Genomic DNA, 22,912 nt, shown 5'->3' with positions numbered 1-22,912 from the left:
TATTAATGGCGACGAGTTTCGCTCTCGAAAGAGCGGGTTCCCCGGCGGTCGTCGGCTGCGCCTAGACTGCGCGGCATGGATCTCACTGGCGCAGTGCGCATGATCTTGGCGGAGTCCGCGGCCTTTCCGGAGCTGATGAGGGTCGCGCGGGACGCCCATGACGCCCTGGCGGCGGGCCGCCGTGTCTCGCACGAGACGCTCAGCTGGATGCTTCGGGAGGCCAGCCGGAAGGGGCTCTACGCGGTGCTGGTCGAGAAGCATGGGCGCGGGGCGTTCGACGACATGGTCGTCGTGCTGTGCAGGGAGATCGACCGGCAGGCGCCGGTGCCGAGCCGTTGAGGGAGCTGCTGGACGTCGCGCTGGGGGCGGCCGAGGTCGCTCGCGGGCTGATGGTCTCGCGGGGGCCGGGCGTGGTCACGGCCAAGGGCGATCGGGACATGGCGTCCGAGGTGGACTACGCCGTCGAACGCGCCGTGCGGGAGTTCCTGCGCGAGCGGACGCCCGAGATCGCGATCCTCGGTGAGGAGGAGGGCGGCAGCGCGGACGCGGAGCTGCTGTGGGCGGTCGATCCCGTGGACGGGACGGCGAACTTCGTCCGGGGCATTCCGCTGTGCGGGTTCTCGCTCGGGCTGGTCCGGCGGGGCCGGCCCGTGGTGGGTGTGATCGACCTGCCGTTTCTCGGGACGCGGTACCACGCGGCCGAGGGGCTGGGCGCGTTCGAGGGGGAACGGCCGGTACGGGCGAGCGGGACGAAGGACGTCCGGGACGCAGTGGTGTCGATCGGCGACTACTCGGTGGACGAGGGCGCGGAGGTCAAGAACCGCGTCCGGCTGGAGTTGACGGGGCGGCTGGCGGCGAACGTCCAGCGGATCCGGATGGTCGGGTCGGCGGCGATCGATCTGGCGTGGGTCGCCGACGGGAAGCTCGACGCGTGCGTGATCCTGTCCAACCATCCGTGGGACACCGCCGCGGGGGTCGTGATCGCGCGGGAGGCGGGGGCCACGGTGCGCGACCTGGACGGCAGCGAGCACACGATGGGGTCGGGGGCGACGCTCGCGTTCGCGCCGGCGGTGCGGGCGGAGCTGATGGAGCTGATCGGGGACGTGCGGGAGGGGCTCGCCTAGCCGGGCCTGCGGATGGTGGCGGTGCCGGCGTCGAGGTCGATGGGCGGGGCTCCGTCGCCCTCCTCGTCGCGGCGGACGAGGGAGCTGTGGCGCTCGTCGATGTCGTGCCGTTTCGAGGCGAAGTAGACCGCGTGGAACTCCTCGAAGCCGGTCGCGGCGAGGGGGCGGCCGTCGGCGGTCCTGCGCCAGGGGAGCCGGAAGCGGGTGTTGGCGGCCGTGCCGACGCGGTCGATCACGGCCAGGCAGACGAGGCCGATGACCAGGCCCGGGATCGAGACGATCGCCAGGAGGGACAGGGCGGTTGTCATGCGGGGTGAACGGGCGGCGAGGGCCCGGCGTTCCCGCCACGCTTTTCACGTGAACGACAGTTGAATGTTGATTTCTGGTGTCATCGAACCCGTTGACGGACTTGTCCGGGCTGATCAGCATTCTCATCGATCGACTTCGTGAGACGGGCCGTCCCCCGAGCGGCCGCTCCTCCGCAGAACGGAGTTTCGATGAGAAGGCGCATCCCGCTGGTCGCGACGCTGGCCGCCGTGCCGCTCGCGGTCGTGCTCGCCGCACCCGCCCAGGCCGTCACCCACAACGCTCCGCTGGCGCTCGCGCCGGCCGGGCAGGGGATCGACGGCCAGTACATCGTGACGCTGAAGAAGGGGGTGTCGGTCGGCGACACCGTCTCCAAGCGCGGCATCAGCACGACCCACCGCTTCGGCAAGGTGCTCAACGGCTTCGCCGCCCGGATGAGCGCCGAGCAGCTCCAGCGCCTGCAGCGGACCCCCGGTGTGGCGTCCATCGAGCAGGACGGTGTCGTGTACGCCAGCACGACGCAGAGCAACCCGCCCTCGTGGGGCATCGACCGCATCGACCAGACGAACCGGCCGCTCTCCAGGAGCTACACCTACAACGCGACCGGCGCCGGGGTGAACGCGTACATCATCGACACGGGCATCGCGACCTCGCACTCGGACTTCGGCGGGCGCGCGAGCAACGTGTTCGACTCGTTCGGCGGGAACGGGCAGGACTGCAACGGGCACGGCACGCACGTCGCCGGCACCGTGGGAGGCAACGCGTACGGTGTCGCCAAGCGCGTCAATCTGCGCGGCGTGCGGGTGCTCAACTGCCAGGGCAGCGGCTCGTTCTCGGGCATCATCGCCGGGATGAACTGGGTGGCGAGCAACCACGCGAAGCCCGCCGTGGCGAACATGTCGCTCGGCGGCGGCTACTCGTCGTCGGTGAACTCGGCCACGAACAACCTGGCCTCGTCGGGCGTCTTCGTCGCGGTCGCGGCGGGCAACGACAACCGGAACGCCTGCAACTACTCGCCCGCGAGCGCGGCCAACTCCACGACGGTCGCGGCCAGCACGAGCACGGACGCCAAGGCGTCGTACAGCAACTACGGCAACTGCGTGGACGTGTACGCGCCCGGCTCGTCCATCACCTCGACCTGGCTGAACGGCGGCACCAACACGATCAACGGCACGTCGATGGCCAGCCCGCACGTGGCGGGCGTCGGGGCGCTGTACAAGTCGGCGAACGGTGACGCGTCGTACTCCACGATCCGCAGCTGGATCACGTCGAACGCCACCAGCGGCGTGATCACGGGCAACCCGTCCGGTACGCCGAACCTGCTGCTCAACAAGCGTTCCCTCTGATCCCCGGGAGGCCCGGCTCCGGCGCACCGCTCCCAGAGCGCCGGGGCCGGGCCTTGCGGCGCGTCAGGCGCGCTCGGCCATGGACGGCCCGATGCGGCGCCGCGACCAGCCGAGGTAGAGCGCGGCGCCGGCCACCGCGACGGCGGTGAACGTGATGACCATGCTCCAGTCGATGTACCAGGGCCGGTCGGTGTCGCGCGGCCAGCAGATGTTGACGGTCTGGACGGCCAGCCACACCGCCGCCACGTAGGTGACGGGCCCGCTGAGCCGTCCGAGGGTGAACGGGCCGGGCCGCCAGGCGCCGCGCAGGTGCTGGATCGCCGCGCCCCAGACGGGCAGCCCGAACGCGACGTAGAAGCCGACGGTGGTGAAGTTGACCAGGACGGCGTAGAGCGTCGAGCCGGAGAGCAGCACGAACACGGCGGCGCCGGCGCCGGTGAGGACGATCGCGTTCACCGGCAGCCGTTCGGCCCCGGCCAGCCGGCCGAGGACGCGGGAGCCGGGGAGCGCGCCGTCGCGGGCGGAGGCCCAGATGACGCGGGACACGGCGGCCTGGACGGCGAGGAAGCTGGCCAGGAAGCCGATGACGAACATGATGAGCAGCGGCCGCCCGACCGCGGAGCCGAAGTGCGCGACCAGCGTGTCGGCCACGGGGTCGCCGTCCCCGGCGGTGGACATGTCGGGAATGGCGAGGATGAGGCCGGCGGCGGAGTACATCACGATGACGCCGACCGCCAGGAGGGAGAAGATGAGGGCCTTCGGTACGTCGCGTTCGGGGCGTTCCACCTCTTCGGCGATGGCGCCGGCCGCTTCGAAACCGACGAACGACCAGCCGACATAGGCGGTCGCCGCCAGCAGGGGCGCTCCTAGGAGGGGAGCCCCGCCGATGCCGTCGAAGAGGACGCCGACCGGGTTCTCCCGGTAGAACAGCAGCAGTACGGTGGCCAGCCCTACGGACGCGAGGACTTCGCAGATAAGGCTCGCGACGACGAGCACCTTCAGGGTGCGGCGTCCGACGATGTTCGCCAGGCTCCCCAGGACCAGGATCCCCAGCGCGGTCAGGAGCGTGGCGGCCTTGCCGGGCTCGTCCACGCCGAACGCCTCCAGCAGGAAGCCCGCCGCGCCGTACGAGAGCGTGGAGAGGGCGATGGTCAGCCCCCACATGTAGGCCCACGCGGCGAACCAGCCCGCCCCGGGGCCGCGCACGTGCCGCGCCCACTGGTAGACGCTCCCCTCGTACGGCCAGCGCGAGGCGAGTTCGCCGAAGACGCACGCGACCAGCAGCTGCCCGGCGAGGACGATCGGGAACGCCCACCAGAAGCCGGGCCCCGCGGCCAGGAGGCCGAGCGTGAAGATGGCGTAGAGGGCGACGATCGGCGACACGTCGGCGAACGCGAGTGCGGTGGCCGTGCGCAGGTCGAAGCCCTTGCGGAGGGTCTGGGACGCGCCGGGCGGCGGCGGCTTGGCGGTGGACGTCATCGGCCGTTCCTCACGGGCGGGAGAGGTGCCTCGGGCTCAGGTCGAGCCCCCGGACATGCCGGGCTATGTCGCCCAGCGGGGCGAGCCACACGTCATCGGCGCCCGCCACGTACTCGATGAGTCCCTCCAGGGCGGCCGCCCGGCCGGGCCGGCCGGACAGGAAGGGATGCGCGGTCAGGACGAAGCAGCCGCCCTCGCGGCGCATCGCCTCGTACTCGGCCCGCCACAGCTCGGCGGCCTTGGCGGGCGTCTCGATCAGGCCCGAGCCGGAGATGCCGGGCAGGTAGCAGTACTGTTCCCAGTCGTCGAGGCCCCAGTGGACGGGGATCTCCACGATGGACGGCGCCGCCGCGAGACCGGTCGCCAGCTCGTAGGGGACGTCGGCGTCCATCAGGCTGGTGTCGTACAGGAAGCCGCGTTCGGCGAGCAGCCGCGGGGAGTCGTAGGTGAGCTCCCACATGGGCGCCCTGTACCCGGCGGGGCGTACGCCCGCGACCTCTTGCAGGGCGTCCAGGCCCCGGTCGAGGATCTCGGCCTCGGCGGCGGGGTCCACTCCGATCAGCGGTTCGTGCAGGTAGCCGTGGTGCGCGATCTCGTGCCCGGCGTCGGCGATCGCGCGGACGGCGTCCGGATGCCGGTGCGCGGTGAAGCCGGGAACGAAGAACGTCGCCCGGACCGCCTGCCTGGCGAGGATCCGCAGCAGGCGCGGCAGCCCGGTCAGCGGCCCGTACGCCTGGTGGCTCAGCACGCTCGGCCGCCCGGCGGCCGCCGGCGACGCGGCCAGCACCGCCGACTCGGCGTCCACGTCGAACGTGAACGACGCCGCGGCCCGCGCCCCGTACGGCCACGGCACCGGGTCCGCCGGGCGCGTGAGGCTCACGCCCGCGCCTTCGCGAGCATGCTGACCAGCTCGTACACGACCGTCGCCGCCGCGATCGAGGTGATCTCGGCATGGTCGTACGCGGGCGCGACCTCGACCACGTCAGCGCCGACGACGTTCAGGCCGGTCAGGCCGCGCAGGACGGCGAGCAGTTCGCGGCTGCTCATCCCGCCGCTCTCCGGCGTGCCGGTGCCGGGCGCGTACGCCGGGTCGAGCGTGTCGATGTCGATCGACAGGTAGACGGGCGCGTCCTGGACGCGGGCACGGATCCGGTCCGCGACACCGCGCGCGCCCACGTCGTCCAGTTCGGCGCAGTGCACGATCGTGAAGCCGAAGCGGGCGTCGTCCACGAGGTCGCGCGGATCGTACAGCGAGCCCCGGATCCCGACGTGCGCGCTCGCGTCCCGCATCAGCAGGCCCTCCTCGGCGGCGCGGCGGAACGGGGTGCCGTGCGTGTACGGCTCGCCGAAGTAGGTGTCCCAGGTGTCGAGATGCGCGTCGAAGTGGACGAGCGCCAAGGGGCCGTGCAGGGCGTGCGCCGCTCTCAGCGCGGGCAGCGCGACCGTATGGTCGCCGCCGATGGTGACGGCGTGGCGGCCTTCGGCGGTGAGCTCGCGCAGTCCCGCCTCCAGCTCGTTCAGCGCGGTGGCGATGTCGAACGGGTTGCAGACGAGGTCGCCCGCGTCGACGACCTGCTGTGACGCGAACGGAAGCACGTCCAGGGCCGCGTTGTACGGCTTGAGCAGGCGCGACCCCTGCCGTACGGCGGCGGGCCCGAACCGTGCGCCGGGCCGGTACGTGACACCGGTGTCGAACGGCGCCCCGACCACGGCGATGTCGAAACCGGGCACGTCCTCGCGGCGCGGGAGCCGGGCGAACGTGGACGGGCCGGCGAACCGGGGGATCTGCAGGGCGTCGGCCTGCCCGACCGGCTCCTGAGGCTTCATGGGGTCCTCTCGCTAGGGGTGGGTCACGCGCGCGTGCGGGTCGTGCCGCCGTTGACGTGCAGGATCTGCCCGACCAGCGTCGGCAGGCGCTCGTCGCAGAGGAACGAGACCGCCGCGGCGATCTCGTCGGGGGAGGCGATGCGGCCGAGGGGGACGCGCGCCGCGTACCGTTCGCGGATCTCGCCGACGGGCACGCCGGCGTCGCGGGCGTCGACCTCCAGCTGCGGCGTGTCGATCACGCTCGGCGCGATCGCGTTCACCGCGATCCCGAACGGGGCCAGCTCGCGGCCCAGCGACTTGGTGAGCGCGATCATCCCGGACTTCGCGGCCGCGTACGCCGACGCGTTCGGCCAGCCGGTGACGCCCCACTCGGAGGCGACCATGACCATCCGGCCGCCGCCGCGTTCCGACATCCCGGGCAGCACGGCCTGCGCGCACGCGAACGCGCCGCCCAGGCCGGTGTCCACGATCCGCCACCAGTCGTCCAGGTCGTGCTCGGCGAGCGGCGCCATCGTCATGTACGCGGCGTTCGCGACGAGGATCCCGACCGGCTCCCCCGCGCGCTCCTCGACCTCGGCGACGAGCCGTTCGACCTGCTCGGGGTCCGCGATGTCGGCGGGCACCGCGATCTCTCCCAGCGGGTCCGTCCCGGGGAGGTCGGTGGCCGCGACCCGGAGCCCGTCGTCCGCCAGCCGCCGCGCGACCGCCCGGCCGAGGCCGCCCGCGGCGCCGGTCACCAGCGCGACCGTCATCAGATCACCGCCCCGGCGTTCGGCGAGATGATCTCTCCCACGCAGAACGTGCCCTCCTCGATCAGGTACGCCGCCGCCAGCGCGATCTCCTCGGGGGCGCTGAGCCGCGCCGCGGGGAGCCCCTGGAGGTACGCGAGCCGCCGCCAGGGGGAGTCCGGCGGCAGCAGCGGCGTGTCGGTCGGGCCGGGCGCGACCCCGTTCACCCGTACGCCGGCGGGCGCCAGCTCCGCGGCCAGCGACCGGATCAGCCCGATGACCGCGCCCTTGGCCGCCGCGTAGTGCGCCTCCCCGTCGCCGCCGCCGATCGCCAGCTCGGAGGTGACCCCGACGATCGCGCCGGAGCCCCGTTCCGCCATCGCGGGGGCCACGGCGCGGCACACGTTCAGGAGGCCGCCCAGGTGGACGCGCAGCATGCGCCGCCACTCCGGCCAGGCGATGTCGGCCAGCGGCGTGATCGCGTAGTGCCCGGCCGCGCACACCACCGCCTCGACCGGCCCCAGTTCCCGCTCGATCCGGCGCACCGCGGCGCACACCTGCGCCGGCTCGGAGACGTCCACGCCGACGGCGTGGTCGGCGGCCGGGGCGGGCCGCAGATCGAGCCCGGCCGTGCGCCAGCCGCGCCGCCCCAGCTCGGCCACCACCGCCGCGCCGATCCCGCTCGCCGCCCCGGTCACCAAGACGATCCGATCGGTCATAGGGTCTCCCTGATCGCCAGAAGCCCAGGCAAACCCGCCGCGGGTCCATGGGACAAGGGTTTTGTGCGAACCTTGGCCAACCGCACCACCCCGCCGCCGCCTCGTCGTTGACTTGGCCAACACCCGTTAACGGGACGGTCATGCGCCCGATCCGCGGTGAGAGGCTGGAGGCGTGGACGACGATCTGCGGCTGACGGTGGGGCAGCTCCTGGAGGTGCCCCGGTTCCAGCTGCGTCTCGTCGCCGGCGCCGCCGGACTCGGCCTCCCGGTCCGCTGGGCGCACTCGACCGAGCTGCTCGACCCCGGCCCGTACCTGCGCGGGAACGAGGTCGTCCTGACGGTCGGCGCCGCCCTCAGCGACGCCGAGCGCTGCGACGAGTTCGCCCGTTCCGTGCACGCGAGCCGCGCCAGCGCGATCGGGTACGGCATCGGCGACGTCCTCCCCGAGTCGCCGCAGGCCCTCCGCGCCGTCTGCGAGGAGCTCGGCCTGCCCCTCCTGGAGGTCCCGCCGGAGGTGCCGTTCCTGAGCTTCACCGAGTGGTTCGCCGACCAGATGGCGACGTCGCGGACCGAGCGGCACGGGCGCGAGGAGACCGGCCGCCTCTTCCAGATGGTCGCGAACGGGCTCGCGTCCCCGGAGGCGCTGCGCGGCCGGGTGGACGAGGCGGGCCTGTCCGACGAGTCCCTGGTCGTCCTGGCCGTGCCGGTGGCCGACCTGCCCGAACGCGTCGACACGTCCCGCGGTGCCGTCCTCGGCGTGGACGACGGCATCGCGCTGCTGGTGGTGAACAGCGAAGAGCACGCCACCGAACTCGCCCGCTCCTGGGGCGGCGTAGGAGGGATCGCGACCCCCGGCCCCTTGGAGCAGATCCCGCAGGCGCTGGCGGAGGCCATCTCCGCACTCGAAACGGCCGGGCGCGGCGGAACGATCGTGCACGCCGCCGACCTCGCCACGTTCGAGGGCCTCCTGAGCCGCCTCGAACGCCACCAGATCGCCCCGTTCGTGGAGCAGATCGCCCGCCCTCTCACGGACCACGACGCCGTCCACGGCACCAAGCTCGCCGAGACCCTGCGCGCCTTCCTCCGTACGGGCGGCGCCGTCGGGCCCGCCGCGCGCGAGCTCTACCTGCACCCCAACACGCTCCGCCACCGCCTGTCCCGGATCAAGACGCTGACCGGCCGCGACCCGCTGGACTTCGCAGACCGGGTGGCGCTCGCCATCGCGATGTGGGCCGTCCGAGGTGACCGTTAGATTCGCCTGTATGGCGATCAGATACCTCAAAGGGGACGCGACCTCTCCCCAGGCCAAGGGCGTGAAGGTGATCGCCCACGTGTGCAACGACCTCGGAGGGTGGGGCAAGGGATTCGTCCTGGCCGTCTCCAAGCGCTGGCCCGCGCCCGAGGCCGCCTACCGCGCCTGGCACCGCGACCGCGCGGAGAACGACTTCGGCTTGGGGGCCGTCCAGTTCGTGCAGGTCGAGCCGTACATCTGGGTCGCGAACATGGTCGCCCAGCGCGGCGTGAAGCCCAGCAGGAAGAACGGCCCACCCATCCGGTACGAGGCCCTCGACACCTGCCTCGGCACGCTGGCGGACCGCGCCCTGGACCTGGACGCCTCCGTCCACATGCCCCGCATCGGCTGCGGCCTGGCCGGCGGGAAGTGGTCCAAGGTCGAGCCGCTCATCACCGGCCGCCTGACGGCGAAGGGCGTGGCGGTGACCGTGTACGACGCCGGCTGACGCCGTCCGGCCGCGCCGGCAGGTGTACTCAGGTACACCCCCGCCCGGGTGTTCAAGGCCATGTCGCCTGGCGCCGCGCACCGGCAGTGTTGATCACGGTTGATCACGTCGGAGCACGGTCCCAGAGGAGAATCCCTTGACGAACGCACTTTTCCCGGCCCGCCGGGCGGTCACCGCGGCCATCCTGGGCGGGGCGCTCGCCGCCGCCCTCGTCCCGGCCGCCGCGCCCGCCGCGTCGGCCCGCCCGAAGCCCGCGGCGGACCTCCAGGCGGCGGTGGACCGGCTCGTCGCCGACGGGCAGCCGGGCGTCATCGCCCTGTCCCGCCGGAACGGCAAGGTCACCCACGCCACCGCGGGCGTCGCCGACAAGGCCACCGGGCAGGCGATGGACCCGCGCCTCCAGGTGCGGGTGGCCAGCGTGACCAAGACGTTCACCGCGACCGTGGTGCTCCAGCTCGCCGCCGAACGCCGCCTCTCCCTGAACGACACCGTCGACAGGTGGCTGCCCGGAGTCGTCCGGGCCAACGGCAACGACGGCGCGAAGATCACCATCCGGCAGCTGCTCGGGCAGACCAGCGGCCTGAACGACTACACGGCCGACCCGCGCGTCATGACCGACCCGCGCCGCACCTGGAAGCCCCGCGAGCTGGTCGACATCGCGCAGGAGAAGGCGCCGCGGTACGCGCCCGGCACGTCCTGGAACTACTCCAACACCAACTACGTCCTCGCCGGGATGGTCGTCGAGAAGGTGACGCGGCGCTCCCTCGGCACCGAACTCCAGCGCCGGATCTTCCACCCGCTGAACCTCCGCCACACCTCCCTGCCGGGCGCCGAGCGGACCTTCCCCGGCCCGCACGTCCACGGCTACTGGGGGGCGTACGGGGACGTCAGCACCGAGGTCAGCCCCTCCAGCGCCTGGGCGTCCGGCGGCATCATCTCCACGGTCGGCGACGTCGCGCGCTTCCAGCGGGCCCTGGTCACCGGCCGGCTGCTCCCGCCGCGCCTCCAGCGCGAGCTGACCACCACGCGTCCCGTCGTGGACGAGTGGATCGAGGAGGACTACGGCCTCGGCGTCGCGCGGCGCCGGTTCTCCTGCGGTCCCGCCTGGGGCCATGACGGCGGCTTCCCCGGCTACCGCACCTGGGCGTACACCAGCGCCGACGGCAAGCGCCAGGCCGTGATCACCTACAACGACAACGCCGCCGAGATGGAGGCGGACCCGCGCTTCCGGGCCCACCTGAACCAGGCGATCGACGCCGCCCTCTGCGGCTGAGCCCCGGCCGCCCCGATGGCACGATGGGCCAGGGACGAGTGATCAAGGGCCACGGCGCGACGGGAGGGAGTCCTGTGGACGGCGCGATCAGGCGGGCGCGGGCGGACGATCACCGGATGCTGGTTGGGGCGGTGCGCGAGTGGTGGGGCGACTCGCGCACCCCGGAGGAGGCCCGCGAGCTGTCGGTGCTCCTGCCGAGGCTGTTCCTGCAGCATTTCGCCGGGACGAGCCTGGTGATGGAGGACGCGAACGGGCTCCAGGGGTTCCTGGTGGGGTTCGCGTCGGCGGACCGGGCGGACGAGGCGTACATCCACTTCGTCGGCGTGAACCCGGAGAGCCGGGGGCAGGGCGTGGCCCGGCGCCTGTACGAGCGCTTCTTCCGGCAGAGCGCCCGCATGGGCCGTACGCGGGTCAGGGCCGTCACCTCGCCCGGTAACACCGGATCGATCGCGTTCCACCGGGCCATGGGGTTCGCGCTGGAGGACGGCGACACGGTCGCCGCCGGGGTCCCGGTCCACCGCGACTACGACGGCCCCGGACACGACCGGGTGTGCTTCGTACGGGACCTCACGCCGGAAGGGTGACGCGGACGGTCGTGCCCCCCTCCGGACTGGAGAGGAGGTCGGCGCGCCCTCCGTGGGCGGCGGCGATCGCGGCGACGATGGGGAGGCCCAGGCCGGCGCCCGGGCCCTCGTCGGAACGGTGGAAGCGGTCGAACGCCCGGGCCGCGTCGCCGGGGGACATGCCCGGGCCCTCGTCGGTGACCTCGATGACGATCGAGCCGGAGGCGGCGGACAGGCGCACGGTGGCGCCGCCCGGAGTGTGCGCGCGGACGTTGGCCAGCAGGTTGGCGAGGACCTGGCGGATCCGGGCCTCGTCGACGACCGCCTCAAGGGTCTCGGGGGCGTCGACGGCGAACGAGCGTTCGGGGGCCGCGGCGCGGGCGTCGCCGACCGCGTCGCGGGCGAGTGCGGCCAGATCGGCGGGCGCGGGTCTCAGGGACGCCTCGCGGTCCAGCCGGGCGAGTTCGAGGAGGTCGCCGACCAGGCGGCTCATGCGCCGCGCCTCGTCCTCGATGCGGCGCATCGCCTCGGGCAGCTCGTCCGGGCCGAGGGCGCCGTGCCGGTACAGCTCGGCGTAGCCCTGGATCGTGGTGAGGGGCGTGCGCAGCTCGTGCGAGGCGTCCGCGGCGAACTCGCGGACGCGCGCCTCGGACCGGCCCCGCGCCAGGAAGGCCTGCTCGATCCGGTCGAGCATCACGTTGATCGCGGCGGCCAGCCGGGACGTCTCGGACCGCGGGCCCGGGCCGGGCATCCGGGCGCGCAGATCGCCGCCGGACGCGATCGCCTGCGCGGTGCGCGCCATCTGGCCGAGCGGCAGCAGGCCGCGGGCGATCAGCCGGCGGCCGATGAGGAGCAGCGCGGCGAGCAGCACGGCGGCCGTGGCGATCTCGGTCAGGACGAGGTTGCGGACGGCCGAGCGGATCCCCGCCAGCGGCGCGGCGACGACGAGCGTCCCGCCGCCCGCGCGGGTGGGGCGGGCCACCGCGCGCATGTCGCCGAGCGTGAACGGCTCCCCGGTGCGGACGGCGGGCCGCCTCCGGATCTCCGCGATCGCGCGGGACGGGTCGGGACCGTACTCGCTCAGCACCCGGATCTCGCCGGACGGGGCGACGCGGAGGACGACGAACTCCGCCGGCGCCGCCCCCTGGCCGGGCCGGACGAGCCGCGGGACCGCACGGTCGTGGGTGGCGAGCAGCTGCTCGTCCACCCGGTGCATCAGATGGCCGTGCAGCACGACCGCGCTGACCACGCCCATGATCAGCAGACCGGTCAGGGTCACCGCGACCAGACCGGCCAGCAGCCGGGTGTTGAGGGTCATTCGCGCAGGAAGTACCCGACGCCGCGCTTGGTGTGGATCAGCGGCGGGCCGAGCGGCTCGAGCTTGCGGCGCAGGTAGCTGACGTAGGTCTCCAGGACCTGCGCGTTCCCGTGGTGCTCCCAGCCCCAGACGTTCTCCAGCAGCTGGGCGCGGGTGAGGACGCGGCCGGCGTTGCGCATCAGGAACGCCAGCAGCCGGAACTCGGTCGGCGACAGGTCGATGTCGGTGCCGGCGCGCCGTACCGTCCAGCGGGCCTCGTCCATCTCCAGGTCGGCGACGCGGAGCCGCGGGTCCCGCTTCTCGGGCGCCGCGCGGCGCAGTACGGCGCGGACGCGGGCGACCAGCGCGTCGATCGAGAACGGCTTGGTGACGTAGTCGTCACCGCCGAGCGTGAGCCCGGTGACCGTGTCGGACGGCGTGTCGCGGGCGGTCAGGTAGATGACCGGCACCTGGTCGCCGCCCGAACGCAGCCGCCGGCACACCTCGAACCCGTCGACGTCGGGCAGCATGACGTCCAGCAGGACGAGGTCGGGCCGCCGGTCGCGGGCCTTGCGCAGCGCCTCGGCCCCGGTCCGCGCCGCGCCGGTCTCGAAGCCGTGGAAGCGCAGGGCCGTCCGGAGCAGGTCGCGGATGTTGGCCTCGTCCTCGACGATCAGGACCAGCGGGTTCTCGCTCACCTCCGTTCCGGCACCCTGATCATCCTGGCGGTGCGGGTGGAGCCGGCGCGCTCGCCGACCACGACGATCCGGTCGCCGTTCGCGAGGGCGCCGACGGACGACTTCGCACGGTCCTTGCGCACGCGGGTCTGGTCGTCGGTCGTCCACGTCCACGACGTCCCGTCGGCGCTGCGCACCGTCACGGCCGCGCCGGAACGCCCGGTGACCTCGCCGCGCTGCCAGGTCCGCACGTGGAAGCCGTCCTTGCGCTTCACGGTCGCCTCACCGTGCACGCCCTGCCCGCCCCAGCGGTGCGGGTGGCCCTTGTGCTGTCCCTTGTGCGGCCCCCTGTGCTGGCCCTTGCGGTGCTCCTTCTGCTGGGCGGCGGACTTGCTCGGCGAAGGCGACGGATCGGCGGCGGCCGCCGGCACGGCGAGGTACAGGCCGACGCCCAGCACCGCCGCCCCGCCGATCCCGGCCGCCACCGTCTTCCTGTTCACGTCCATGCGCCACAGCTAATCGGACTCGCCTGGCATCCGGCCAGTGAGAAGCCTGGGATAACGCTGGGAATCCGTTCAGCGGAAGTCGGTCGCGTGGTCGCGCGCCCATTCCGCGAACGTGCGGGCGGGCCGTCCGGTGACCGCCTCGGCGGTCGGGAACGGCCCGTACGCCGCCAGGTTCGGCTCCGCGGCGGCGTCCGGGTCCGCCTCGGCGCCCGAATAGTCCTCGAAGCCCAGCAGGAAGTCGGCGTTCGCCGCCGCGAACCCGCCCTGCTTCATATAGATCTCGCGGGCCTCGTGGGGCGTGACCCGCTCGAACCGGATCTCCTTCCCGATCGCCGCTCCGATCGCCGTGGCCTGGTCGCGGAGGGTGAGCAGCTCCGGCCCGTTCACGTCGTACGCGGCGCCCGCGTGCCCGTCGCCGAGCAGGGCGGCCACGGCGACGTCCGCGATGTCCCGCTCGTGGACCGGGCACCATGCCACGTCGGGGTTCGGATCCCGCACGACCCGCTCGGCCCGGATCGACGGGCCCCACAGCCACACCTTGTTCAGCATGAACTCGCCGGGCCGCACATGGGTCCACTCCAGCCCGGACGCCTCCACGGCCTGCTCGACCGGCAGGTGGAAGTCCGTGTCGAGTCCGCCGGTCACGGCGCCGGACGACAGCACGACGATCCGCTTCACCCCGGCGTCCACGGCCATCTCCACGACCCGCCGCGCGGTCGCCGCCACCGGGAACAGGTAGAGGCGCTCGACCCCGCGCAGCGCTTCCGCCAGCCCGTCCGGCTCGGTGAGGTCGCCGCCCGCCACCTCGACTCCGTCCGGGAAGGACGCCTTGCCCGGTGTACGGGTCAGCGCCCGCACCCGCTGCCCGTCCCGTACGAGCCCGTCGACCACGAGCCGTCCGACGCCCCCGTTCGCGCCGGTCACCAGAACCGTCATCGCGTTCCCCTTCTCCAGGCATGGCGAAGAAGCCCCTCTCCAGGGCGTTCTCCGGGATCCGCTCGATTCTGGGGTCGCCGAGAAGCGGAGGGCAAACGCGAACACGATGTTCACATAACGCTCTGACCTGCGCTGACAACGGTAAAGCCGGACGGGCTGCCCACCGCCTGACCTGGCGATCGACGAATTCCGAAAAAACCCGCACGCGCCATGCCAGGTGGCGCGTGCGGGTCGCGGAACGCGGGATCCGGGGCTACTCGGCGGCCAGGGTCTCCAGGACCTGCTCGCCGTATTTCGCGAGCTTGTTCTCGCCCACGCCGCTCACCTTGCCCAGCTCGCCGAGCGAGCCCGGCATCGCGGTGGCGATCTCGCGGAGCGTCGCGTCGTGGAAGATGACGTAGGCGGGGACGCCCTGCTCCTTGGCCGCCGCCGCGCGCCACGAGCGCAGCCGCTCGAAGACCGGCTGGGCCTCGGCGGGCAGGTCGACCGGCGCCTTCTTCTCCTTGGCCGTCCTGGCGGCCTTGGCGGCGGCGCGCTCCGGCTCGCGGCGCATCATGACCTTGCGCTGCCCGCGCAGGACCTCCGCGCTCGTGTCGGTGAGGACGAGGGCGCCGTAGTTGCTCTCCACGGCCATGAGGCCCTGCGCGAGCAGCTGCCGGACGACGCCGCGCCACTCGGCCTCGCGCAGGTCGGCGCCGATGCCGAAGACGCTGAGGGCGTCGTGGTCGAACTGGATGACCTTGGCGTTCTTCTTGCCGAGCAGGATGTCGACGATGTGGCCCGCCCCGAACTTCTGCCGCCGCTCGCGGTCGAGCCGGACGACCGTGGACAGCACCTTCTGCGCGGGGACCGTGCCGTCCCAGGACTCCGGCGGCGACAGGCACGTGTCGCAGTTGCCGCAGGGCATGGCGGGCTGGCCGAAGTAGTCGAGCAGGCGGACGCGGCGGCAGTCGACGGTCTCGCAGAGGGCCAGCATCGCGTCCAGATGGAGGCCCAGCCGCCGGCGGTGCGCCTGGTCGCCCTCCGACGACTCGATCATCTTGCGGAGGTTGACGACGTCCTGGAGGCCGTACGCCAGCCAGGCCGTGGACGGCAGCCCGTCGCGTCCCGCGCGGCCCGTCTCCTGGTAGTAGCCCTCCACGGACTTCGGCAGGTCGAGATGCGCGACGAACCGCACGTCGGGCTTGTCGATGCCCATCCCGAACGCGATCGTCGCGACCATGACCAGGCCGTCCTCGCGCAGGAAGCGGGACTGGTTGGCGGCGCGGGTGGAGGCGTCGAGGCCCGCGTGGTACGGGAGCGCGTTGACACCGTTCGCCGTGAGCCACTCGGCGGTCTTCTCGACCGAGTTGCGCGACAGGCAGTAGACGATGCCGGCGTCGCCCGGATGCTCGGTCTGGAGCAGCTTCAGCAGCTGGCGCTTGGCGTCGGACTTGGGCTCGATCCGGTACTGGATGTTGGGCCGGTCGAAGCTCGCCACGAAGTGGCGGGCCTGCTCCAGGTCGAGCCGGGCGGCGATCTCGGCCCGGGTCGCCGGGGTCGCGGTCGCGGTCAGCGCGATGCGCGGCACCTCCGGCCAGCGCTCGTGCAGCCCGGACAGGGCGAGGTAGTCGGGCCGGAAGTCGTGCCCCCACTGCGCCACGCAGTGCGCCTCGTCGATCGCGAACAGCGAGACCGTGCCGCGGTCGAGGAGCTGCACAGTCGCCGCCACCTTCAGCCGCTCGGGCGCGAGGTAGAGCAGGTCGAGCTCGCCCGCGAGGAACTGCGCCTCGACCACCCGGCGCTCGTCGAGGTCCTGCGTGGAGTTGAGGAACCCGGCCTGGACCCCCAGCGCCCGCAGCGCGTCCACCTGGTCCTGCATCAGCGCGATCAGCGGCGAGATCACGACGCCGGTGCCCTTCCGGACCAGCGCCGGGATCTGGTAGCACAGCGACTTGCCGCCGCCGGTCGGCATGAGCACCAGGGCGTCGCCGCCCTCGACCACATGCTCGATGATCTCCTGCTGGCCGTCCCGGAACGTGTCGTACCCGAACACCCGCCGCAGCGTCCGCTGCGCCTCGCTCGTCCCTGTCTCGGTGTCGATCTCCGGTGCGGTCACCGATTCATCTTATGGACTCCGATTCGTGCCCGAAGGGGTTCCGCCATCCTGTGGATAACCCGCCGCTAGGACGGCGCCGTACCGGCGACGAGGTCGAGGGTGAGCGCGTCCAGGTCGTCCGCCGTATGGGAGGCGAGGGCGAGCGCGTCGGGGTCCGGCGGGTAGCTGGGGCGCGGTACGGCGATCACCCGCATCCCGGCGGCGTGCGCGGAGCGGAGGCCGTTGGAGGAGTCCTCGACGGCGACGCAGGCGCCCGGCGGCGCCTCCAGCTGCGCGGCCACCATCAGGTAGCCGTCGGGGGCGGGCTTGCCCTCGTCGACCTCCTCGGTCGAGACGGTGGCGCGGAACAGCGCCGCCACCCCCAGCTCGCCGAGGACGAGGTCGATCAGGGCGCGCGGGGACGAGCTGTTCAGGCCGAGCGGGTAGCGGTCGGCGATCCGGCGTACCGCCTCGACGGCCCCCGGCAGGACGGGCACGCTCTCCGCGTACCGGCGCCGCATCCGGTCGATCACCTCGAACGCGACCTCCTCGGGGGCGGGGCCGTCCACGAGGTCGGTGGCCAGGTACGTCGCCCACTCCTCGGTGCTCATGCCCATGAGCCGCTTCTGCGTGTCGGGCAGCCAGCGGCCGCCGTGGTCGGCGACGTACCGGCGGCGGACCTCCTCCCAGACCGGCTCGGAGTCGATCAGCACACCGTCCAGATCGAACACCACGGCCTGCACGTGCATGGGGCGCTCCCGGGGTCGTTTCCGCATGTCCGCCACGGATTCCACTACCCATCGGGTACGCCCGGAATCGTCATGATCGCGCCGGGTGAACGGCGCCTTGAGCTGGATAAATGCCGCAAATAACGCGAATCGCGTTCGGGTCTGGCATGGTGGGGGCACCTCGCTTCCGCCTCCGGAGAGTGACTGGAGAGGAGAACGACCCATGGTGTTCCTCGGACTGCTCCTGGCCGCGGCGGCCGTCACCGCCGCCACCGGAATCGTCCTGTCCAACGACGGCGCGGCCACCCTGACCGTCTTCGGCGAGACCGTCCCCGGCGTGAGCAACCAGTGGCAGATCTTCATGTGCGGCGCCCTGGTCGCCGTCGTCTTCATGGCCGGGATGACGATGGCCTTCCTCGGCTTCGGGCGCCTCATGCGCACCCGCCGCGACCTCCGCTACCTGCGCGAGGAGCACGAAGAGTCGCTGACCACGCTGGAGATGGAGAAGCGGCAGCTGCAGCGCGAACTCGCCCGCGTCCGCGGCGGCAAGCCCGGCGCGCCCGCCGCGCCCGCCCGCCCGTCCGTCCCGCAGCCGCGCGGCCCCCGCAACGGCGACACCCCGCTCGCCGGCGCCGCCGCCCGCTCCGACTTCTTCGACCGCAAGGACTGACCGCTCGTACCCGATGATGAGGCCGGGGCCGGCCGAAATCCCCATGTGGACTGATGATTGATCCGGCCCCGGCGGCGCATGATCAAGGGGTGCGGATTCTTCTCAAGATAGCCATCACCGCGGTCGCGCTCGGGGTCGCCACCCTGCTCATCAGCGGGATCGACGTCGAGGGCGACACCACCGGCCGGCGGGTGCTCACCCTGGTCGGCGTCGCGGTCATCTTCGGCCTCGTCAACGCGATCATCAAGCCCATCGTCAAGACCCTCGGCTGCGCTCTCTACATCCTCACACTCGGCCTCATCGGCCTCGTCGTGAACGCGCTGCTGCTCCTGCTGACCGGCTGGCTCGCCAACGAGCTGGGCCTGCCGTTCAACGTCGACGGCTTCTGGCCCGCGTTCTTCGGCGCGATCATCGTCGGCGTCGTCGGCTGGCTCCTCGACCTGTTCGTCAAGGACGACGACTGACCAGCGGCTCCAGCAGAGGCTCCGCGCCCGCGTACTCCTCGTACGCGGGCGGGCGCTCGTCCAAGGGCCCGGCCACGACCCACCGCCGGGCCCGGACGGCGCCGACCAGGAAATCCCCCACATTCACGGTCCCCGCCACCACGAGCACGTCGAACTCCGCCGCCGGCGCCGCCCCGACGGCCGCCGCCGTACCGCAGACCAGCTCCGCCGTACGGAGCATCACCTCGCGGGCCTCGTCGTCGGCGTCGTCCCGCTCCAGATAGCCCGACAGCCGCTCGATCCGCCGCATCGCCCGCTCCTGATGGGTGGCCAGCAGCGCCCTGTCGATCGGCTCCGAACCGCAGATCTCCTGGACGTTCTCCCGCGACCGGGCCTCCGCCTCCGTCGCCGCCTCGTACTCGGCCGACCGCGCCGAGATCTCCTGCTCGGCCTCGGCGCGCCGCCGCACCAGCAGCGCGTCCGCCTCCGCGGCACAGGCCTTGGCCGCCTCGGCCTCCGCGCGGGCCCGTTCATGGGCGACCCTGGCCCCCTCGAACGCGTGCCGCGCCGCGACCAGCCGGCCCTCGATCTCCTGCGCGACCCGCTGCGCCTCCACCGCCACCGCGCTCGCCTGCCTGGCCCGCTCCACGGCCCCCGCCGCCTGCGCCGCCTTCTCCTGGTAGTCGGCCGCCGCCGCCTGCCGCTCGGACGCCAGCCGCGCCAGCTCCGCCCCCAGCTGCCGCTGCGCCTCCTGCGCCCCGTCCAGCCGCGCGCCGCCCTCGTTGATGAACGCCTCCAGCCGCGTCCGGTACCCGTGCGCCCGGTCCGCCGCCTCCTTCGCCTGCGCCGCCTGCGCCGCGGCCTCGTCCGCCTTCCGCGTCAGCGCCTTCACCTCGGCCCGCAGATCCCTGATCTCCGGCGGCGGCGCGGCCACGTGCAGCCGCTGCCCCAGGCTCATCTTGCGCCGCCGCGCCGCCAGCGCCGACTCCGCCGCCGCCAGCCGGTAGTACCGGGTGTGCCCCTCCGCGTCCGCCGCCGCCGACTCGGCCACCAGCCGGTCCGCCTCCTCGGCCGCCCGCGGCAGGTTCTCCCGCGCCTGCGCGAGATCGCTCGTCAGCGCCGCCTCGGCCTCCTGAGCCGACCGCAGCTCGGCCCGCGCCTGCTGATCCCGCTGGTCCAGCGCCGCGCACCGCGCCCGGGTCGCCTCCGCCACCCCCGTCAGCCGGTCGGCCTCCTCGCCCGCCGCGTCCGCGACCGCCTGCAGCCGCTGCGCCTCCGCCCGCGGCCCCGCCAGCTCCGCGGCGATCTCGTCCTGGACGGCCTGCAGCCGGGCCGCCTCCTCGGTGGCCCGTACCCCCGCCTGCTCGGCGGCCTCCACGGCCCCCTTCAGCTCCTCGGCCCGCCGCGCCAGCCCCGCCAGCTCGGCGTCCAGCTCCTCCCGCCGCCGCTGCCGCCCCTGCTCCAGCGCCTCCAGCGCCGCCAGATCCCGCGGCCACTGCTCCAGCCACATCAGCCCGCGCTGCAACATCCGCGCCTCGGTCACCCAAGCCTGCCGCCAAGCCTCCCCCACAGGCCGAACGACGACCCCCCGCATCCGAGTCTCAGGAGCGTCCCCACCCAGACTCTCCGACTCGGCCGCACCCCCGGCCGGCTCGGAAACAGGCACAACCTCAGCCGCCGCCGTGGCCCCCGCCTCCGCCAAAGGCTCCTCGGCCTCAGGCACCACCGGCAACTGCTCGGCCCGCGTAACGTCCGCAGAGGTCAGCGGCTTGAACTCCACAGTCCTGCTAGACCCGGACTCCGCCCCCCGTTGTGCCCCAGGCACGGCCTGCGGCACGTCCGACACCTGCTGGCCATCAGACGCGGGCCGCACGTCCGAGACGACTGACGGCGCCCCCTGCACGTCATGCGCGCCCGGGGAAGCCTGCTGAGCATCCGGCGGCGCCTGCTGCACGTCGGGCACGACAGACGGAGTGTTCTGGGCGTCCCCTACGGACTGCGCCGCATGTGAGGCACCCGGAACGGCCGCCGGCGCGTGCTGGGCGTCCTGTACGACCGGCGGTGCCTGCTGCTGCTCATCCCCCTCGACCAGCAGAGCGAACACCTCGCTCCCGGCCACCTGGAGAACCTCGTCCGCCCGTGCCCGTTCAGGCACGAGCACGAGTACCTGCTCCCCGCCGGCGAGCGCCTCCCGTACGACCTCCCCGAGGTCCTCCCGTACGACGGGCTCCTCAACGAACCGTTCCAGCTCCTCCGGAACCCCTGCCTGCAAAGCCCGCAGCGCGTCCAGATGCCCCCGCCATCCGACGGCTTCGGACCCGCGCTCCCGCAGACCTCGTTCAAGGTCCTCATAGACCTCGACAAGCGGCTCCAGCGCCAACCGCGCACGCGAGCCCCCCGCAACGGGCCGCTCCTCGCCCGCGGGCTGCCGCACTCTGGCCGCCCTCTGAGCCACCTCGGGATCAAGCGGCGCAGTGGCCTGAGCCGCACCGGCCCACTCACCGCCGCTTTCCGCGTCCGCACTCTCCCCAGCCGCCGAGTCAGCGTCCCGCTGCTGCTCATACGCGGCTGCCGTCCCCAGCCCGTCCGCAGACTCCGGCTCCCCAGAAGCCTCATGCGCCGCGGCTTGCGCCACTTCCGGATCGAGCGGCGTGGTGACACCCGCCGCCTCCGCCGGAACAGCACCGGCATCCCACGCGCCCTCTTCCGGGACGTCTCCCGCGCCTTGCTCTTCTAGAGCGGCCTGGACGACCTCCGGCGCCAACGGCGCGGTCCCCTGCGGCCCAAGCACTCCACGCTCGTCGCCCCCACGCTCTCCGAGAGCCGCTTCTTCTTCCGCGGGAACGCCCTGCGTCCCGTCCACTTCACCCGGCGGGACGGCCTCGCCCCCCGCCGCAGGAGTTCCCACCTGAGGAGTCTCAGCGTCCGCGAGCGCAGCCTGCGCCACATCGGCTTCAAGCGGCGTAGTGGCCTCAACCCCCGTCGTGGGCGCCCCCATCTGCGGAGTGTCGGCGTCCCAGACCGTCTCGTCTGCTGTGTCTGTAGCGTCCTGCTCCTGCGGCGCGGCCTGCGTTACGTCACTTCCAAGCGGCGTGATGGCCTCGACGCCTGCCGTGCGCGTCCCCGCCTCGGAGGTGTCAGCGTCCGGCGCCGCCTCTTCGTGGGAGACAGCCTGCGCTGCGTCGCTTTCGAGCGGTGTGGCGGCCTCGGCGCCAGCCGTGGACGCCCCCTCGTGGGGCGCAGCCTGCGGCGTGTCGGCTTCGAGCGGCGGGATGGTCTCAGCGCTCGCGGTGGGAGTTACCGACTGTGGGGTGTCGGCGTCCGGCGCTGCTTCCGGCTGGGCGGCTGCGAGTTCCTCCTGGGGCGTCTCGGCGGCCTGGGCTGCTCCCTCCTGGGACGCAGCCAGCTGGGCTTCGAGCGGAGTGGTGCCTTGGGGGCCAGTTGCGGGTGCTCCCGTTTGGGGAGTGCTGGCGTCCCGGATCGTCTCGTCTGGGACGTCCGAGGTGTCTTGCACTTGGGGTGTGGCCTGCGTCGTGGCGCTTCCAAGCGGTGGGGTGGCCCCGCTGTCTACCGTGGGTGTTTCTGCCTCGGAGGTCTCAGAGGCCGGTATGGCTTGCCCTGCCTGTGGAGCGTCGGCGTCCGGGGCGGCTTCCTGCTGGGAGGCGGCCTGTGCCGAGGTGCCTTCGAGCGGTGTGGCGGCCTCGACGCCTGCCGTGTGCGTTCCCGCCTCTGAGGTGTCAGCGTCCGGCGCTGCCTCTTCGTGGGAGACAAACTGCGCCACATCGCTTTCGAGCGGCGTGGCGGTCTCGGCGCCTGCCGTGGGGGTTTCCGCCTTGGGGGCCGCTGCGGCCGGACCTACCTCTTGGGGCGCGGCCTGCGGCGTGTCGGTTTCGAGCGGCGGAAAGGTCTCAGCGCTAGCGGTGGGAGTTACCGACTGTGGAGTGTCGGCGTCCGGCGTTGCTTCCGGCTGGGCGGCTGCGAGTTCCTCCTGGGCTGCGGCCTGCTCCGCGGTGGTTTCAAGCGGAGTAGTGGCGTTGGCGCCTGCCGTGGGGAGTTCCTCTTGGGGCGTCTCGGGGGCCTGGGCTGCTCCCTCTTGGGACGCAGCCGTCTGGGCTTCGGGGCCGGTTGTGGGTGCTCCCGTTTGGGGAGTGTTGGCGTCCCGGATCGTCTCGTCTGGGGCGTCTGAGGTGTCTTGCGCCTGGGACGCGGCTTCCGGCTGGGTGGCTGCGGGTTCCGCCTGCTCTGCGAGGGTTTCCGTCTCGGGGGTGGCCGGGGTGGCTTCCTCGTACCAGGAGGGGGGTGTGTTTTCGGGGGTGGGCTGGGGTTCTTCTTCTTGGGGGGACGTGAAGGGGACGGTGCGTTCTGGCGTGTTGTTGGGGAGGTCGTTGCCCGGCCTGTCTTCTGAGTGCTTCACGCCGTCATCCCGTTTCCTAGGTTCGGGGCCTGATTCTCTCCCCTTCCGCCCAGGACTAAC

At 72.9% G+C, this 22,912-nt stretch carries 23 protein-coding genes; 10 read left to right on the top strand and 13 right to left on the bottom strand.

Annotated features, from left to right (window positions below; genetic code table 11):
- Nucleotides 1-75: 75 nt before the first annotated feature.
- Together AB0881_RS27180 and AB0881_RS27175 are read left to right on the top strand one after the other, a co-directional pair.
- Nucleotides 76-339: a hypothetical protein gene (locus AB0881_RS27180; protein ID WP_366621197.1), complete on the top strand. Its 264-nt coding sequence runs from the start codon at nt 76-78 to the stop codon at nt 337-339.
- On the top strand, nt 336-1,124 hold the full coding sequence (locus tag AB0881_RS27175; protein WP_366621195.1) for an inositol monophosphatase family protein: 789 nt from the start codon (nt 336-338) through the stop codon (nt 1,122-1,124). The genes AB0881_RS27180 and AB0881_RS27175 overlap by 4 nt, the downstream gene beginning before the upstream one ends.
- On the opposite strand, the gene AB0881_RS27170 is transcribed toward AB0881_RS27175, so the two are convergent.
- Entirely contained in the window at nt 1,121-1,432 is a 312-nt protein-coding gene (locus AB0881_RS27170; RefSeq protein WP_366621193.1) for a DUF6191 domain-containing protein, read from the bottom strand. The genes AB0881_RS27175 and AB0881_RS27170 overlap by 4 nt on opposite strands.
- A 189-nt stretch (nt 1,433-1,621) precedes the next feature.
- Between AB0881_RS27170 and AB0881_RS27165 the strand changes: the two genes are divergently transcribed.
- Nucleotides 1,622-2,776, top strand: a complete 1,155-nt coding sequence (locus tag AB0881_RS27165; RefSeq protein WP_366621192.1) for a S8 family peptidase — start codon at nt 1,622-1,624, stop codon at nt 2,774-2,776.
- 63 nt (nt 2,777-2,839) lie between these two features.
- On the opposite strand, the gene AB0881_RS27160 is transcribed toward AB0881_RS27165, so the two are convergent.
- From AB0881_RS27160 to AB0881_RS27140, 5 genes are read right to left on the bottom strand one after another with little or no spacing between them, the layout of a single operon-like run.
- The gene (locus AB0881_RS27160) at nt 2,840-4,255 is read right to left on the bottom strand and encodes an amino acid permease (protein ID WP_366621190.1); all 1,416 of its coding nucleotides are present in this window, start codon (nt 4,253-4,255) and stop codon (nt 2,840-2,842) included.
- A 10-nt stretch (nt 4,256-4,265) separates the two neighbouring features.
- Nucleotides 4,266-5,135 (bottom strand): polysaccharide deacetylase, encoded by an 870-nt coding sequence (locus AB0881_RS27155; protein ID WP_366621188.1) that lies wholly within the window; start codon nt 5,133-5,135, stop codon nt 4,266-4,268.
- Nucleotides 5,132-6,082, bottom strand: a complete 951-nt coding sequence (gene speB / locus AB0881_RS27150; protein WP_366621186.1) for an agmatinase — start codon at nt 6,080-6,082, stop codon at nt 5,132-5,134. Before speB ends, AB0881_RS27155 begins: the two co-directional genes overlap by 4 nt.
- Before the next feature lie 23 nt (nt 6,083-6,105).
- On the bottom strand, nt 6,106-6,834 hold the full coding sequence (locus AB0881_RS27145; protein ID WP_366621184.1) for an SDR family oxidoreductase: 729 nt from the start codon (nt 6,832-6,834) through the stop codon (nt 6,106-6,108).
- The gene (locus tag AB0881_RS27140) at nt 6,834-7,529 is read right to left on the bottom strand and encodes an SDR family oxidoreductase (RefSeq protein ID WP_366621182.1); all 696 of its coding nucleotides are present in this window, start codon (nt 7,527-7,529) and stop codon (nt 6,834-6,836) included. Before AB0881_RS27140 ends, AB0881_RS27145 begins: the two co-directional genes overlap by 1 nt.
- Nucleotides 7,530-7,701: 172 nt before the next feature.
- Here AB0881_RS27140 and AB0881_RS27135 point away from each other — a divergent pair, with 172 nt between their 5' ends.
- From AB0881_RS27135 to AB0881_RS27120, 4 genes are all read left to right on the top strand, one after another.
- Nucleotides 7,702-8,781 (top strand): PucR family transcriptional regulator, encoded by a 1,080-nt coding sequence (locus tag AB0881_RS27135; RefSeq protein WP_366621181.1) that lies wholly within the window; start codon nt 7,702-7,704, stop codon nt 8,779-8,781.
- 10 nt (nt 8,782-8,791) lie between these two features.
- Nucleotides 8,792-9,268, top strand: coding sequence for a macro domain-containing protein (locus AB0881_RS27130; protein ID WP_366621179.1), 477 nt, complete (start codon nt 8,792-8,794; stop codon nt 9,266-9,268).
- A gap of 136 nt (nt 9,269-9,404) precedes the next feature.
- Complete coding sequence (locus AB0881_RS27125; RefSeq protein WP_366621177.1) at nt 9,405-10,541, top strand: serine hydrolase domain-containing protein; 1,137 nt, start codon at nt 9,405-9,407, stop codon at nt 10,539-10,541.
- Between the two features lie 23 nt (nt 10,542-10,564).
- Nucleotides 10,565-11,125 carry a GNAT family N-acetyltransferase gene (locus AB0881_RS27120; protein ID WP_366621175.1) on the top strand — a complete coding sequence of 187 codons (561 nt, stop codon included), beginning with the start codon at nt 10,565-10,567 and terminating at the stop codon, nt 11,123-11,125.
- Here AB0881_RS27120 and AB0881_RS27115 read toward each other — a convergent pair.
- The 6 genes from AB0881_RS27115 to AB0881_RS27090 form a co-directional block, all read right to left on the bottom strand.
- A complete protein-coding gene (locus AB0881_RS27115; RefSeq protein WP_366621173.1) occupies nt 11,109-12,422 on the bottom strand; it encodes a HAMP domain-containing sensor histidine kinase in 1,314 nt (437 codons plus the stop codon). The two genes, AB0881_RS27120 and AB0881_RS27115, sit on opposite strands and share 17 nt — an antisense overlap.
- On the bottom strand, nt 12,419-13,099 hold the full coding sequence (locus AB0881_RS27110; RefSeq protein ID WP_366621171.1) for a response regulator transcription factor: 681 nt from the start codon (nt 13,097-13,099) through the stop codon (nt 12,419-12,421). Before AB0881_RS27110 ends, AB0881_RS27115 begins: the two co-directional genes overlap by 4 nt.
- A complete protein-coding gene (locus tag AB0881_RS27105) occupies nt 13,096-13,584 on the bottom strand; it encodes a hypothetical protein (protein WP_366621169.1) in 489 nt (162 codons plus the stop codon). The genes AB0881_RS27110 and AB0881_RS27105 overlap by 4 nt, the downstream gene beginning before the upstream one ends.
- Nucleotides 13,585-13,653: 69 nt before the next feature.
- Nucleotides 13,654-14,520, bottom strand: a complete 867-nt coding sequence (locus AB0881_RS27100) for an NAD(P)H-binding protein (protein ID WP_366621167.1) — start codon at nt 14,518-14,520, stop codon at nt 13,654-13,656.
- Between the two features lie 253 nt (nt 14,521-14,773).
- On the bottom strand, nt 14,774-16,618 hold the full coding sequence (gene recQ / locus AB0881_RS27095; protein WP_366621165.1) for a DNA helicase RecQ: 1,845 nt from the start codon (nt 16,616-16,618) through the stop codon (nt 14,774-14,776).
- 65 nt (nt 16,619-16,683) lie between these two features.
- Nucleotides 16,684-17,346, bottom strand: a complete 663-nt coding sequence (locus AB0881_RS27090) for an HAD family phosphatase (protein ID WP_366621163.1) — start codon at nt 17,344-17,346, stop codon at nt 16,684-16,686.
- Between the two features lie 202 nt (nt 17,347-17,548).
- Between AB0881_RS27090 and AB0881_RS27085 the strand changes: the two genes are divergently transcribed.
- Together AB0881_RS27085 and AB0881_RS27080 are read left to right on the top strand one after the other, a co-directional pair.
- Nucleotides 17,549-17,995, top strand: coding sequence for a hypothetical protein (locus AB0881_RS27085; protein WP_366621161.1), 447 nt, complete (start codon nt 17,549-17,551; stop codon nt 17,993-17,995).
- Between the two features lie 89 nt (nt 17,996-18,084).
- Complete coding sequence (locus AB0881_RS27080) at nt 18,085-18,459, top strand: phage holin family protein (RefSeq protein WP_366621160.1); 375 nt, start codon at nt 18,085-18,087, stop codon at nt 18,457-18,459.
- Here AB0881_RS27080 and AB0881_RS27075 read toward each other — a convergent pair.
- Nucleotides 18,443-19,981 carry a hypothetical protein gene (locus AB0881_RS27075; protein ID WP_366621158.1) on the bottom strand — a complete coding sequence of 513 codons (1,539 nt, stop codon included), beginning with the start codon at nt 19,979-19,981 and terminating at the stop codon, nt 18,443-18,445. The two genes, AB0881_RS27080 and AB0881_RS27075, sit on opposite strands and share 17 nt — an antisense overlap.
- Nucleotides 19,982-20,473: 492 nt before the next feature.
- Between AB0881_RS27075 and AB0881_RS27070 the strand changes: the two genes are divergently transcribed.
- Complete coding sequence (locus AB0881_RS27070; protein WP_366621156.1) at nt 20,474-21,175, top strand: hypothetical protein; 702 nt, start codon at nt 20,474-20,476, stop codon at nt 21,173-21,175.
- Nucleotides 21,176-22,912: the final 1,737 nt, after the last annotated feature.

It is taken from the genome of Spirillospora sp. NPDC029432, assembly GCF_040703975.1.
GTDB lineage: Bacteria > Actinomycetota > Actinomycetes > Streptosporangiales > Streptosporangiaceae > Spirillospora.
The sequence above is the reverse complement of the archived record's forward strand: the minus strand, read 5'-3'. Positions and strand labels throughout refer to the sequence as shown.

What these genes read in the sequence shown, in the direction of transcription:
- AB0881_RS27180 (WP_366621197.1), top strand. Translation starts at nt 76, where the DNA reads ATGGATCTCACTGGCGCAGTGCGCATGATCTTGGCGGAGTCCGCGGCC.
- AB0881_RS27170 (WP_366621193.1), bottom strand. Translation starts at nt 1,432, where the DNA reads ATGACAACCGCCCTGTCCCTCCTGGCGATCGTCTCGATCCCGGGCCTG.
- AB0881_RS27165 (WP_366621192.1), top strand. Translation starts at nt 1,622, where the DNA reads ATGAGAAGGCGCATCCCGCTGGTCGCGACGCTGGCCGCCGTGCCGCTC.
- AB0881_RS27160 (WP_366621190.1), bottom strand. Translation starts at nt 4,255, where the DNA reads ATGACGTCCACCGCCAAGCCGCCGCCGCCCGGCGCGTCCCAGACCCTC.
- speB (WP_366621186.1), bottom strand. Translation starts at nt 6,082, where the DNA reads ATGAAGCCTCAGGAGCCGGTCGGGCAGGCCGACGCCCTGCAGATCCCC.
- AB0881_RS27145 (WP_366621184.1), bottom strand. Translation starts at nt 6,834, where the DNA reads ATGACGGTCGCGCTGGTGACCGGCGCCGCGGGCGGCCTCGGCCGGGCG.
- AB0881_RS27140 (WP_366621182.1), bottom strand. Translation starts at nt 7,529, where the DNA reads ATGACCGATCGGATCGTCTTGGTGACCGGGGCGGCGAGCGGGATCGGC.
- AB0881_RS27130 (WP_366621179.1), top strand. Translation starts at nt 8,792, where the DNA reads ATGGCGATCAGATACCTCAAAGGGGACGCGACCTCTCCCCAGGCCAAG.
- AB0881_RS27120 (WP_366621175.1), top strand. Translation starts at nt 10,565, where the DNA reads ATGGGCCAGGGACGAGTGATCAAGGGCCACGGCGCGACGGGAGGGAGT.
- AB0881_RS27115 (WP_366621173.1), bottom strand. Translation starts at nt 12,422, where the DNA reads ATGACCCTCAACACCCGGCTGCTGGCCGGTCTGGTCGCGGTGACCCTG.
- AB0881_RS27105 (WP_366621169.1), bottom strand. Translation starts at nt 13,584, where the DNA reads ATGGACGTGAACAGGAAGACGGTGGCGGCCGGGATCGGCGGGGCGGCG.
- AB0881_RS27100 (WP_366621167.1), bottom strand. Translation starts at nt 14,520, where the DNA reads ATGACGGTTCTGGTGACCGGCGCGAACGGGGGCGTCGGACGGCTCGTG.
- AB0881_RS27090 (WP_366621163.1), bottom strand. Translation starts at nt 17,346, where the DNA reads ATGCACGTGCAGGCCGTGGTGTTCGATCTGGACGGTGTGCTGATCGAC.
- AB0881_RS27085 (WP_366621161.1), top strand. Translation starts at nt 17,549, where the DNA reads ATGGTGTTCCTCGGACTGCTCCTGGCCGCGGCGGCCGTCACCGCCGCC.